The 12,969-nt window shown below is 71.0% G+C and carries 10 protein-coding genes; 2 read left to right on the top strand and 8 right to left on the bottom strand.

Annotated elements, in window-relative coordinates:
* Positions 1–34: 34 nt before the first annotated feature.
* From dinB to gatC, 4 genes are all read right to left on the bottom strand, one after another.
* Complete coding sequence (gene dinB, locus HW566_RS00440) at positions 35–1,294, bottom strand: DNA polymerase IV (protein WP_178009447.1); 1,260 nt, start codon at positions 1,292–1,294, stop codon at positions 35–37.
* Positions 1,295–1,393: 99 nt separating this feature from the next.
* Positions 1,394–2,911 carry an Asp-tRNA(Asn)/Glu-tRNA(Gln) amidotransferase subunit GatB gene (gene gatB / locus HW566_RS00435; protein ID WP_178009445.1) on the bottom strand — a complete coding sequence of 506 codons (1,518 nt, stop codon included), beginning with the start codon at positions 2,909–2,911 and terminating at the stop codon, positions 1,394–1,396.
* Positions 2,911–4,422 carry an Asp-tRNA(Asn)/Glu-tRNA(Gln) amidotransferase subunit GatA gene (gatA, locus tag HW566_RS00430; RefSeq protein WP_178009443.1) on the bottom strand — a complete coding sequence of 504 codons (1,512 nt, stop codon included), beginning with the start codon at positions 4,420–4,422 and terminating at the stop codon, positions 2,911–2,913. Before gatA ends, gatB begins: the two co-directional genes overlap by 1 nt.
* The gene (gatC, locus tag HW566_RS00425; RefSeq protein WP_178009441.1) at positions 4,419–4,718 is read right to left on the bottom strand and encodes an Asp-tRNA(Asn)/Glu-tRNA(Gln) amidotransferase subunit GatC; all 300 of its coding nucleotides are present in this window, start codon (positions 4,716–4,718) and stop codon (positions 4,419–4,421) included. The genes gatA and gatC overlap by 4 nt, the downstream gene beginning before the upstream one ends.
* 52 nt (positions 4,719–4,770) lie before the next feature.
* Here gatC and HW566_RS00420 point away from each other — a divergent pair, with 52 nt between their 5' ends.
* Positions 4,771–6,468: a long-chain-fatty-acid--CoA ligase gene (locus HW566_RS00420; RefSeq protein ID WP_178009439.1), complete on the top strand. Its 1,698-nt coding sequence runs from the start codon at positions 4,771–4,773 to the stop codon at positions 6,466–6,468.
* Positions 6,469–6,614: 146 nt separating this feature from the next.
* Here HW566_RS00420 and ligA read toward each other — a convergent pair whose 3' ends face one another.
* Positions 6,615–8,927: an NAD-dependent DNA ligase LigA gene (gene ligA / locus HW566_RS00415; RefSeq protein WP_178009438.1), complete on the bottom strand. Its 2,313-nt coding sequence runs from the start codon at positions 8,925–8,927 to the stop codon at positions 6,615–6,617.
* Positions 8,928–8,931: 4 nt separating this feature from the next.
* Positions 8,932–9,633, bottom strand: coding sequence for a DUF4166 domain-containing protein (locus HW566_RS00410; RefSeq protein ID WP_178009436.1), 702 nt, complete (start codon positions 9,631–9,633; stop codon positions 8,932–8,934).
* A gap of 26 nt (positions 9,634–9,659) precedes the next feature.
* Here HW566_RS00410 and HW566_RS00405 point away from each other — a divergent pair, with 26 nt between their 5' ends.
* Positions 9,660–10,679 (top strand): epimerase, encoded by a 1,020-nt coding sequence (locus HW566_RS00405; protein WP_178009433.1) that lies wholly within the window; start codon positions 9,660–9,662, stop codon positions 10,677–10,679.
* Here the strand turns inward: HW566_RS00405 and mnmA are convergent.
* Positions 10,636–11,733 (bottom strand): tRNA 2-thiouridine(34) synthase MnmA, encoded by a 1,098-nt coding sequence (gene mnmA, locus HW566_RS00400; RefSeq protein WP_178009431.1) that lies wholly within the window; start codon positions 11,731–11,733, stop codon positions 10,636–10,638. The genes HW566_RS00405 and mnmA overlap by 44 nt on opposite strands.
* 9 nt (positions 11,734–11,742) lie before the next feature.
* Positions 11,743–12,924 (bottom strand): cysteine desulfurase family protein, encoded by a 1,182-nt coding sequence (locus tag HW566_RS00395; protein ID WP_178014536.1) that lies wholly within the window; start codon positions 12,922–12,924, stop codon positions 11,743–11,745.
* Positions 12,925–12,969 lie beyond the last annotated feature (45 nt).

Genomic DNA, 12,969 nt, shown 5'->3' with positions numbered 1-12,969 from the left:
ACCGTACCCTTCTGCGCCAGACCGGGTACAGGTGTCAGCCGTCCGGATCCATCCGGGGATTGGTGGGCATGGCGCCGACATCGCGCCGCGGACCCAGAACGCTCGCCCGGGTCACCGCACCACGCCCGAAGCGCGCGCGAGCCCCATCGAGCGCGTCATCGACGCGGCGCCACTCCTCGTCGTCATCCCAGAGCGTGAGTCCCGCCGAGCCGTCGGGGCGGAGCTTCTCGGCGCGGACGCCGATCAGCCGCACGGGCTGCGAGAGATCGACACTGCCGAGGAGATCGATGGCGGCCGAGCCGATGCGCTGGCCGACGTTGGTCGGCAACGGCAGAGTCTGCGAGCGACTGAACGTCGAGAAGTCCGTGAGCCGCACCTTGATCGAGACCGTCCCCGCCTCCCAGCCGCCACCCCGGAGCCGCGCGCCTACCCGGTCGGCGAGTCGGCGCAGCTCGGAGCGGAGAACGGTGACGTCGGTGACATCGTGCGAGAACGTCTCCTCGTGCGAGATGCTCTTCTCCACTCGTTCGGTCTGCACCTCACGAGCGTCGTGGCCGCGCGACAGGTGCCAGACCCGCTCGCCCATCGCGGGGCCGAGCACGCGATCGAGCACGGAGCGCGGGGTGTCCCACACGTCCGCGATGGTGCGGATGCCGCGCCCCAGCAGAGCCTCGGCCGCCTTGGGCCCGACGCCCCACATCGCGCCCACCGGGCGCGCGCCCAGGAAGCGGAGCGTGTCGGCCGCGGCGACGACGAGGAGACCGTCGGGCTTCGACACGGTCGAAGCCATCTTGGCCACGTGCTTGGTGGCCGCGACCCCGACGCTGCAGGTCAGCCCGGTCTCATCGTGCACCCGTCGCCGGATGAGGTGCGCGATCTCCCGCGGGCTTCCCCACAGCCGGCGTGCGCCGCCGACGTCGAGGAACGCCTCGTCGATCGACAGGGGCTCGACCAAAGGTGTGATGGAGCGGAACACATCCATCACACGACGGGAGAGCTCCGCGTATCGCTCGAAGGTGGTCGGCACGACGATCGCCTGCGGGCACAGCTGCAGTGCCCGCGCCACCGGCATCGCGGAGCGCACGCCGAAGCGCCGCGCCTCGTAGGACGCACTCGAGACGACGCCGCGGCGCTCGACGCCGCCGACGATGATGGGCTTGCCCGCCAGCGACGGGTCGTCGAGCACGGCGACGGCGGCGTAGAACGCATCCATGTCGACGTGGAGGATGCGGGTGCCGGTGTCGTCCGCATCGATCGGCGACACGAGGCGTCCCGATCCGTCTCCGCGTCCCATGCATCCATTCTCGCCTGTGCCGCCGACATCCGGCCCGGGCGAGGGACCGCGGGACGGCCAGCGCGCCGTCCCGCGGTCCCGCGTGGGAGACCCGGCTCGTTACTGGTTGGCGCGCTCGAGGATCAGCTCGCGCACGCGCGCGGCATCCGCCTGCCCCTTCATGGCCTTCATCACGGCGCCGATGACGGCTCCCGCAGCCTGCACCTTGCCGTCGCGGATCTTCGCGAGGACGTCCGGCTGCGACGCGAGAGCGTCGTCGATTGCCGCGATGAGCGCGCCGTCGTCCGAGACGACGGCGAGGCCCCGGGCGTCCACGACCTCCTGGGGGGTCCCCTCCCCGGCCACGACCCCCTCGAGCACCTGACGGGCGAGCTTGTCGGTCAGGGTGCCGGCGTCCACGAGCCGCTGCAGCGCCGCCACGTCGACGGGAGCGACCAGCGACTGCGGCTCGTCGCCCCGGGCGTTGGCGATACGGGTGATCTCGCCCGTCCACCACTTGCGAGCCGAGGCGGGCGAGGCGCCGGCCGCCACGGTGGCGTCGACCTCGGCCAGCAGCCCACCGTTGACCACGTCCTGGAACTCCAGGTCGGTGAAGCCCCACTCGCCCTGGAGCCGCCGTCGGCGCGCGGCGGGCGGCTCGGGCAGCGCGGCGCGCAGCTCCTCGATCAGTTCGAGCGAGGGCGCGACGGGGAGCAGGTCGGGCTCGGGGAAATACCGGTAGTCGTCGGCATCGGACTTCGGGCGCCCCGGGGAGGTCGTGCCGGTGTCCTCGTGCCAGTGACGCGTCTCCTGGGTGATCGTGCCGCCGCCGGCGAGGATGGCCGCCTGGCGCTGGATCTCATAGCGCACGGCCCGCTCGACCGAACGCATCGAGTTGACGTTCTTGGTCTCGGTGCGGGTGCCGAGCTTCTCCTGCCCGCGGGGCCGCAGCGACACGTTGGCGTCGCAGCGGAGGTTGCCCCGCTCGAGGCGTGCCTCGGAGATACCCAGGCCGATGACGATGTCGCGGATGGTCCGGACGTACGCCTTGGCGATCTCGGGCGCGCGGTGCTCGGCACCGAAGATGGGCTTGGTGACGATCTCGACGAGGGGAACCCCGGCACGGTTGTAGTCCACGAGCGAGAACTCCGCGCCCTGGATGCGGCCGGTCGAACCGCCCATGTGGGTCAGCTTGCCCGCGTCCTCCTCCATATGGGCGCGCTCGATCGGAACCGTGACGATCGTCCCGTCGGCGAGCTCGACGTCGACCGAGCCCTCGAAGGCGATCGGTTCGTCGTACTGCGAGATCTGGTAGTTCTTGCCGAGATCGGGGTAGAAGTAGTTTTTCCGCGCGAACCGGCTGGACGGCGCGATCGAGCAGCCCAATGCGAGCCCCAGGCTGATCGACGAGCGGATCGCCGTCGCGTTGACGACCGGCAGCGCCCCCGGAAGACCCATGTCGACGGGCGCGACGAGCGTGTTCGGTGCGGCGTCGTGGTTGTCGCGGTGCGCCGGGTTCGCCGCCGGGGAGAACATCTTCGTGCGGGTGTTCAGCTCGACGTGCACCTCGAATCCGAGCACGGGCTCGAACAGCTCCAGCGCCTCGTCGAAGTCCATCAGTGCGACCTTGGCAGCCATCAGCGTGCCCCTCCCAGGATCGGTGCGCGGTCCAGCAGCGGACCGCCCCAGCTGTCGACGAGCAACGCCTCGAGCGCGGCGCCGACGCGGTACAGCTGAGCGTCCTGCCGGGCCGGGGCGATGAACTGGATGCCGACGGGAAGACCGTCGTCCTCCGCCAGACCCGAGGGGATCGAGATGCCCGGGACGCCGGCGAGGTTCACCGGGATCGTCGTGACGTCGTTGAGGTACATCTGCAGCGGGTCGTCCAGCTGTTCACCGAGCCGGAACGCCGTCGTCGGGGCCGAGGGGGTCGCGATGACGTCGACGCGGGCGAACGCGTCGTCGAAGTCGCGCTGGATCAGAGTCCGCACCTTCTGAGCGCTGCCGTAGTAGGCGTCGTAGTAGCCGGCCGACAGCGCGTAGGTGCCCAGGATGATGCGGCGCTTGACCTCGTCGCCGAAGCCCGCATCGCGCGTCGCGGACATCACATCCTCGACCGTGCCGCCGGGCACGTCGAGGCGCATGCCGAAGCGCACCGAGTCGAACTTCGCGAGGTTGCTGGAGGCCTCGGCGGGGAGGATCAGGTAGTAGGCGGCCACGCCGTACTCGAAATGGGGGGCGCTGATCTCGACGAGCTCGGCGCCCTGCGCCTCCATCGCCGCCAGCGACGCCCGGAACGATGTGCTCACACCCGGCTGGAACCCGGCGTCGTCGAGCTCGCGGATGACGCCGACCTTCAGCCCGCGCAGAACGTCACCGCGCGCTCCGTCGCGGGCAGCGGCAGCGAACGACGGCCAGCGCTCGTCCAGCGAGGTGGAGTCGTGCGCGTCGTGTCCGCCGATCACATCGTGCAGGAGGGCCGAGTCGAGCACGGTGCGTGAGACGGGGCCGACCTGGTCGAGGCTCGAGGCCAGGGCGATCGAACCGTAGCGGCTCACGCCACCGTAGGTCGGCTTCACGCCCACCGTGCCGGTGACGTGCGCCGGCTGACGGATCGATCCACCCGTGTCGGAGCCGAGCGCGATGGGCGCCTCGAACGCCGCGACGGCCGCGGCCGATCCACCCCCGGACCCGCCCGGGATGCGGTCGAGGTCCCAGGGGTTGCGGGTGGGACCGTATGCGGAGTGCTCGGTGGACGAGCCCATCGCGAACTCGTCCATGTTGGTCTTGCCCAGCGGCACCAGACCGGCAGCGCGAGCGCGCGCGACGACGGTGGCGTCGTAGGGCGACATGAAGCCCTCGAGGATCTTCGATCCGCTCGTGGAGGGCATGTCGGTGGTGACGAGGACGTCCTTGATCGCCAGCGGCACTCCCGCCAGCTCGCCCAGCTCGTCGCCCGCCGCACGGCGGGCATCGATGGAGGCGGCGACGTCGAGAGCGTGGTCCGAGACGTGCAGGAAGGCGTGGACGTCGCCGTCGACGGCGGCGATGCGGTCGAGGTGCGCGCGGGTGGCCTCGACGCTGCTGACACTGCCGTCGGCGAGCCGGGCCGACAGCTCGGCCGCGGTGAGCCGGATCAGATCGCTCACTGCTCCTCCCCCAGGATCGCGGTGACGCGGAACCGGTCGTCGCTGCGCTCGGGTGCATTCAGCAGCACCTGCTCGACCGTCAGCATCTGGCCGGGAACGTCCTCACGGAAGACGTTCTCCAGGGCGATGGGGTGACTCGTCGCCGGGACGTCGGGGGTTGCCACCTCCGACACCTTGGCGATGTTGTCGACGATCGCGTCGAGCTGACCGGTGAGGCGCTCGACCTCGTCGTCGCTCAGCTGGATCCGGGCGAGCACGCCGAGATGGCGCACGAGATCGGGGGTGATTTCAGACACCCGTCGATCCTAGTTGGGGGTGGGCGGAGCCCGAGACCCGTAGGGTGTCACCGTGACGACCTACGACCCGCCACGTCCCTGGATCGCCAGCTACGCCGAGGGAGTTCCGGAGGACCTTCCCCCGATCGACGGCTCGCTGGTCGACATCGTCGCGACCTCCGCCCGCGAGCATCCGGACGCTCCGGCACTGGAGTTCTTCGGCCGCACGATGTCCTATCGCCAGCTGCAGGACCGCATCGACCGCGCTGCCGCCTATCTCCGCGACGCAGGCGTGCGCCGTGGCGATCGTGTGGCGATCGTGCTGCCGAACTGTCCCCAGCACATCGTCGCGTTCTATGCCGTGCTGCGCCTGGGCGCGGTGGTCATCGAGCACAACCCGCTGTACACGCCGCGCGAGATGCGCAAGCAGTTCGAGGATCACGGCGCGAAGGTCGCCATCGTGTGGAGCAAGCTCGTCTCGGTCCTGCTCGAGTTCCCGGACGACCTCGCACTGCGCGCCGTGATCGCCGTCGACATCACGACGGCGATGCCGCTGCACACGCGAGCCGCGCTGCGATTGCCCATCGCCAAGGCCCGGGCATCGAGGGAGGCGCTCACCGCGTCGGTGCCACGCTCGCGTGTGCACGGGTTCTGGTCGGATGCCGAGCGGCACGCGCCGCTCCCGCCGACGCACGTCGGCCCCACCACCGGCGACCTGGCGTTGATCCAGTACACCAGCGGCACCACCGGCACGCCCAAGGGCGCGGCCCTGACGCACCGCAACCTCCTCGCGAACGCGGCCCAGGCGCGGGCGTGGGTGCCGACCGTCTCACGCGGCGAGGGCTGCGTGGTCTACGCGGTGCTGCCGATGTTCCACGCATACGGGCTCACGCTCTGCCTGACCTTCGCAATGTCGATGGGCGCGCGTCTCGTGCTGTTCCCGAAGTTCGACCCGGACCTGGTGCTGGCCGCGCACAAGCGTCACCCGGCGACCTTCCTCCCCCTCGTGCCGCCCATCGCGGAGCGACTGCTCGCCGCCGCGGATGCCGCGGGGGTCTCGCTCGCGGGAACCGAGGTCGCGATCTCCGGCGCGATGGCGCTGCCCCACGATCTCGTGGTCCCGTTCGAGGCGCAGACCGGCGGCTACCTCGTGGAGGGTTACGGACTCTCCGAGTGCTCGCCCGTGCTGATGGCGAATCCGGTCGCCGAGAATCGCGTGCCCGGGACGGTCGGACTGCCGCTGCCGGGAACCGAGTGCCGGGTGGTCGATCCCGACGACCCGACCGTCGACGTCGAGCCGGGCGGCCGCGGAGAACTCATCGTTCGCGGCCCGCAGGTCTTCAGCGGCTACTACGGCAAGCCGGAGGAGACCGAGAAGGTGTTCGTCGACGGCTGGTTCCGCACCGGAGACATCGTCACGATCGACGACGGCGGTTTCGTCCGTATCGTCGACCGGATCAAGGAACTCATCATCACCGGCGGCTTCAACGTCGCTCCGACCGAGGTCGAGATCGCGCTGCGCCAGCACCCGCAGGTCGCCGATGCCGCCGTCGTGGGCCTGCCCAGCGAGCATTCCGGCGAAGACGTCGTAGCGGCGATCGTGGCCGTCCCGGGAGCGACGATCGATGAAGCCGACGTGCGCGAGTTCTGCCGCGGCATCCTGACTCCCTACAAGGTGCCCCGCCGCATCGTGACGGTCGACGAGCTTCCCAAGTCGATGATCGGCAAGGTGTTGCGCCGTCAGGTGCGCGATCGCCTGCTCACTCACTGACCGCCCCGCCGGCCCGACGGCCGGCTGCAGCGCCGGCAGGGAGGTGAGCGGCGGGCGGTCGTCGTAGCCGTCGGGCGAGAACAGGATCTCCCCTCCGTGACGATCACGGGAGGCGGGCTCCGACATCGTCGCGCGGCGCTCGCGCGTCAGCCCTCGAGCGCGGCGGGTCCCTGCTCGACGAGGATGCGGAACTGTGCGGCGTCGATGATGCGCACGCCCAGCTGCTCCGCTTTTGCGAGCTTCGACCCGGCTCCCGGTCCGGCGGCGACGAAATCGGTCTTCTTCGACACTGAGGATCCGGCTTTGCCGCCGGCGGCGAGGATGGCCTCTTGGGCGCCCTCCCGGGTGTACCCCTCGAGACTGCCGGTGGCCACGACCGTCACTCCCTCGAGCACCCCGCCCTCGGCGACGGCCGCGCCGGGACCCGGGTGGCCGGGGACCTCGAGGCGTGCACCCGCCGCCTGCCAGCGGTCGACGATCTCACGATGCCAGTCGACCTCGAACCAGTCGATGAGCGAGTCGGCGATGATGCCGCCCACCCCGTCGACAGCGGCCAACTCGTCGCGGGATGCCGCGCGTATCGCGGCCAGGGAGCCGAACCACTGCGCCAGCGCGCGAGCGGCGACCGGTCCGACGTGGCGGATGCTGAGCGCGACGAGGAAGCGCCAGAGATCCTTCGTCTTCGCCTTCTCGAGCTCCTCGAGCAGCTTCAGGGCCTGGGCCGACGGCTGCGGTCCGGTGCGACCGTCCTTCTTCTCGGCCGCTGAGGGGTTGCGCCGGAACGGCGCTCGGCGCACCGGTTCGCCGGTCTTGTCGTCGATACGCGGCTCGCCCGTCTCGGCATCGCGCACGATCACCTCGATCGGCACGAGCTGGTCGAGGGTGAGCTCGAAAAGCGCCGCCTCGGTGACGAGCGGGGGCGCGTCATCGCCGAGCGGCTGCGTCAGCGCGGCCGCGGTCACCTCGCCGAGCGCCTCGATGTCGAGCGCACCGCGCGAACCGACGTGCTCGACGCGGCCACGCACCTGGGCCGGACACGAGCGGGCGTTCGGGCAGCGCAGATCGATGTCGCCGTCCTTGGCCGGACGCAGTGGCGACCCGCATTCGGGACAGCGTGTCGGCATGACGAACGCCCGTTCGGTGCCGTCGCGCAGTTCGACCACCGGCCCGAGCACCTCCGGGATGACATCGCCCGCCTTTCGGAGGACCACGGTGTCTCCGATCAGCACGCCTTTGGCGCGCACCACGTCCTGATTGTGCAGGGTGGCCTGCCGCACGACGCTCCCGGCGACGCGGGCCGGCGCCATCACGGCGAAGGGCGTCGCGCGCCCCGTGCGCCCCACGGACACCACGATGTCGAGCAGCTTGGTGTTCACCTGCTCGGGCGGGTACTTGTACGCGATCGCCCACCTCGGCGCCCGGCTCGTCGCCCCGAGCTCGTCGTGCAGCGCGAGCTCGTCGATCTTCACCACCACGCCGTCGATCTCGTGCTCGACGCTGTGACGGTTCTCACCGAAGTGCTCGACGTACCCCAGCACGCCGTCGATGGATTCGTGGGTTCGCGAATGCGGGCTGACGGGCAGACCCCACTCGCCCAGGAGCTCGTACACCTCGCTCTGCGATGAGACGGGCGGGTCCTGCCAGGCGCCGATGCCGTGCACATAGAGGCGGAGCGACCGGACGCGCGCCTGCGCAGCCTCGAGCTCGAGACCGGTCTTCTTGTCGAGCTGTTGGCGCAGGCCCCCGCTCGCTGCGTTGCGAGGATTGGCGAAGGCGGGGAACCGCCGCTCGGCGCTCACACGGGCTCGGTCCTCGTCGAATCCCCGCGCCCGCTCGCGCGCCTCCTCGACGATCCGATCCCGCATCTCCGCCTGCAGCGCATTGAGAGCGCCGAACTCGGCGACGGGGATGAAGATCTCGCCGCGCACCTCGACGATCGGCGGGTGCCCGTCGCCGAGCAGACGCTGCGGGATCCCCGCGACGCGAAGAGCGTTGACCGTGACGTCCTCGCCCACACGGCCGTCACCGCGGGTCGCAGCGGAGGTGAGGGCCCCGCTCTCGTAGCGAAGACTGATCGCGAGCCCGTCGATCTTGAGCTCGGAGAGCCACCGCACCGCGCGCCCGGCCGATGCCTCGGCCTTGGCGCACCATTCGGTCAGCTCGGCGGCCGAGAAGACGTTGTCGAGGCTGAGCATGCGCTCGGCGTGGGTGATCGGCGCGAACAGCGTCGACTCTGCGGCGCCGACGGTCTGCGTCGGCGAGTCCTGCGACTGCAGCTCGGGATGCACGCGCTCGAGTTCGTCGAGCCGGCGCATCCACGCGTCGTAGGTCGCGTCGTCGACGACCTCCGCCTCGCGCCCGTAGTAGGCGTCGCGGGCCGTGGTGATGCGGTCGATCAGTTCGCGAGCCTCGTCGCGAGCGTCGTCGAGCGTGATCTCGGGGAGTTCTCCGTGTGACACCAGGTCAGTCTAGAGACGGCTTCCGACGCGCGACCGGGGGCTGCTGCGCGGGCGCCAGGATGCGGTAGACGAACGAGCCGGTGTATCGGAACACCTCGCCCAGAAGGACCACCCGCACGCGCACGTCGACGTGCTGGCTGCCCTGGCCGTTCGCAGCGTCCGGACCGGTGCGCTCGTCGACGATCACCCGCGCAAACGGCGGCAACGGAATGCGCGTACCCGCCACACGCGCGGCGAGGGCGCTCGAGGTCAGCCGCAGGCCCTCCGGCCCGACGCTCAGCCGCAGCCGCACCTCGAGTCCGCCTCGCCGCCCCAGCCGGTCGACCACCATGCCGGGACCGGATGTCGTCATCGCATCGACCATCCGTCTCGTGACCCCCGGAAGCGCGAACGTCCGCTCAGCGCACAGGACATCGGCGCGCGGCATCCGGTTCTCGACCGTGAAGGGCACGTCCTCGGACACCTCCGGGAAGAGGACGTCGCGAGCCGCCGAAAGTCGCAGCGCCGGGCGCAGCCAGCGCGGCCCTCGGTAGCCGGCGCTCGTGTAACGCCCCTTCCCGACGCCGACCGCGCCCGCGGGGATCGGCCCGAAATACTCCTGCAACGGTGCCGGCAGGCGTGCGAAATCGACTCCGAGCGCGCGTTGATAGACCGACTCCCCCGTCGTGCCAGCCGAACCGTCTGAGTCGTCCGCAATACTGAACATGTTCAGTACCGTACTATCATCGCACTATGAGCGACAGTCGGCCCCGCGTTGTGATCGCCGGCGCGTCCGGCTTCGTCGGAACCGCGCTCGCGCGCGCATTCGCCGCGGAGGGCTACCGCATCACGCGCATCGGCCGGAGCGCAGACGTGGTGTGGGGCGACCGCGCGGGGATCGAAGCCGTGGTCGACGGCGCGGAACTGATCGTCAACCTCGCGGGCAAGTCCGTCAACTGCCGCTACGACGATCGCAATCGCCACGAGATCCTCCGCTCGCGGGTGGACACGACCCGCGAACTCGCCGACGCCGTCGCACACGCATCTCGGCCACCTTCGCTGTGGCTGAACGCGTCCACGGCCACGATCTACCGCCACGCCACCGACCGTCCGAACACGGAGGCGGCCGGCGAACTCGGCAGCGGCTTCTCCGTCGACGTCGCCCGCGCCTGGGAGGAGGCGTTCTTCGCTGAACGCCTCCCCGAGACCCGTCGCGTCGCCTTGCGCATGGCGATCGTGATCGGAGACGGTCCGGCCATCCGGATGCTGCTGAATGTGGCCCGCGCCGGCCTCGGCGGTCCGCAGCACGACGGACCGATCCCCCGCCACCGCCGCTACCGGGGCATCGGGCCGCATCCCACGGCCGACCGACCGCTGTGGCACCGCACACGAGGCCGTCAGCGGTTCAGCTGGGTTCACATCGACGACGTCGTCGGCGCGATCCGCTTCATCCGCGACCACGATGAGATCGACGGCGTGGTCAACGTGGCCAGTCCCGAGCCCAGCGACAACCGGTCGCTCATGCGCGCGCTTCGGCGCATCGTACGGATGCCCGTGGGGATCCCGTCATGGCGCTGGATGCTCGAACCGGCGATGTGGTTGCTGCGCACCGAACCCGAACTCGTCCTGAAGAGCCGATGGGTACTGCCCGAGCGCCTGGTGGCAGGCGGATACGTCTTCTCGCATACCGATCTCGACGACGCGTTGCGCGCTGCAGCGTCCGAGGTGCTCAGACGCCGACGGGCACGGCCGAGACGGTCCGGTCGATCGTGAACTGCCCCAGCACCCGGGTGCCGTCGTAGATGACCGCGGTCTGACCGGGCGCGACGCCGTCGAAGGGCACCTCGGGAACGACGACGACGCCGGCGTCGGTCACATCGGCGCGGGCGCGCACCGGGTCGGCGTGGGCACGGATCTGAACCTCGCACTCGAACGAGCGCGCACCGGGGGCGCGCCCGGCCCACGAGAAGCGCTGCCCCGAGATCTCGGCGGTCGCCAGCGCCTCCTTGGGGCCGACCACCACCCGGTTGTCGACCGGCCGCACCTCGAGCACGAAGCGGGGCTTGCCATCGGGCGCGGGAACACCGAGCTGCAGTCCACGGCGCTGGCCCACCGTGAAGGCGTGCGCCCCCTCGTGGCGTCCGACGACCGCACCGTCGCGGTCGACGATCTCCCCCGTCTCGGCCCCGACCCGCTCCGCGAGCCATCCGCGGGTGTCGCCGTCGGGGATGAAGCAGATGTCGTGGCTGTCGGGCTTCTGCGCGACGGTCAACCCGCGCTCCGCGGCCTCGGCGCGCACGATCGCCTTCGAGGGCGTCGGACCGAGCGGGAAGTACGTGTGGGCGAGCTGTTCGGCGGTGAGCACGCCCAGGACGTAGGACTGGTCCTTGGCGGCATCCGACGCGCGATGCAGCTCGCGCCCCTCGCCGGAGTCGACCAGAAGCGCGTAGTGGCCGGTGCAGACGGCGTCGAAACCGAGCTCGACGGCCCGCTCGAGCAGCGCTGCGAACTTGATCTTCTCGTTGCACCGCATACACGGATTCGGCGTGCGGCCGGCGCGGTACTCCGAGACGAAGTCCTCGATCACGTCGTCGCGGAAGCGCTCTGAGAAATCCCACACGTAGAAGGGGATCCCCAGGCGATCCGCGGCGCGACGGGCATCCATCGCGTCCTCGATCGTGCAGCACCCGCGGCTCCCGGCGCGCAGCGTGCCTCCCGCTCGGGAGAGGGCGAGATGCACCCCGACGACATCGTGTCCGGCGTCGACGGCCCGCGCGGCCGCCACCGCGGAGTCGACGCCGCCGCTCATCGCAGCCAGTACTCGCATCGCTCCAGTCTACGGAAGCGGAGAGCGACGGGCTCGTGCGGCGATCGCTCTCTCGTGCGCTCCGGGCAGCGCCGCGAGGAACGCCTCGACGTCCTCGCTCGTGCTGGTGCGGCCGAGGGTGAGGCGCAGCACCGCTCGGGCGTCCGCCGCGCTGCGCCCGAGCGCGAGCACGACGTGGGACGGCTCGGCGATGCCCGCCTGACAGGCGGATCCGGTCGAGACCGCGATCCCGACGCTGTCGAAGAGGAACAGCAGCGTCTCGCCGATGGTCTCGGGGAACAGCACGTGCACATTGCCCGGGAGCCGATCGCTCTCGTCACCGAGGATCACGGCGCTCGGGACGAGCGATCGGATGCCCGCGATCAAGCGATCGCGGAGCGTCGCCAGGCGTCGGGACTCGCTCTCGCGCTGGTCCAGGGCGGCCGCCAGAGCGGCCGAGAACGCTGCGGCCCCGGCGACGTCGGGCGTTCCCGCCCGCAGTCCCCGCTGCTGGCCGCCGCCGTGCGCGAGCGGGCTGAGACGCGCATGACGCGAGACCACCAGAGCACCCGTTCCGACCGGCGCGCCGACCTTGTGGCCCGACACCGACATCGCCACCAGGCCGGAGTTCGCCGATCCCGCGCCGCGCCAGCCCGAGAAGTCGAGGGGGACCGAGCCCAGGGCCGCCACCGCGTCGAGGTGCAGCGGCACGCCGGCATCCATCGATGCGGCAGCGAGCCGGGCCGGATCGTTGACGGTGCCGACCTCGTTGTTCGCCACGAGCGCGGTCGCGAGGGCCGCTCCCGGGAGCGCCGCGGCGAACGCGTCGTGGCGGATCCGTCCCATCGGGTCCAGCGGCACCGAGCGAACCTCGGTCTGCCAGCGCGCCGCGAGCCACGCGACCGCGTCGAGCGAGGCGTGGTGCTCGCCATCGGGGAGCACCACGGGCGCGGTCCCGTCGCTCTCGAGCCACAGGCCCTTGATCGCGAGGTTGATCGACTCGGTGCCGCCGGAGGTGAGGACGACCTCGATCGGGTCACAGCCGAGCGCGGCGGCGATGCCGTCCCGGGCATCCTCGAGGAGCCGCCGGGCGGCCTGCCCCGCCCCGTGCACCGACGAGGCGTTCCCGATGGTCTCGTGGGCGGCGAGCCAGGCATCGCGCGCCTCGGAGCGCAGCGGCGTCGTCGCAGCGTGATCGAGGTAGACGACCATCCCTGACCTCCCGGTGCGCTCCGCGTCGCTCATTACTGTAGATCG

The organism is Microbacterium oleivorans, assembly GCF_013389665.1.
GTDB classification, from domain to species: Bacteria; Actinomycetota; Actinomycetes; order Actinomycetales; family Microbacteriaceae; genus Microbacterium; species Microbacterium oleivorans_C.
The sequence above is the reverse complement of the archived record's forward strand: the minus strand, read 5'-3'. Positions and strand labels throughout refer to the sequence as shown.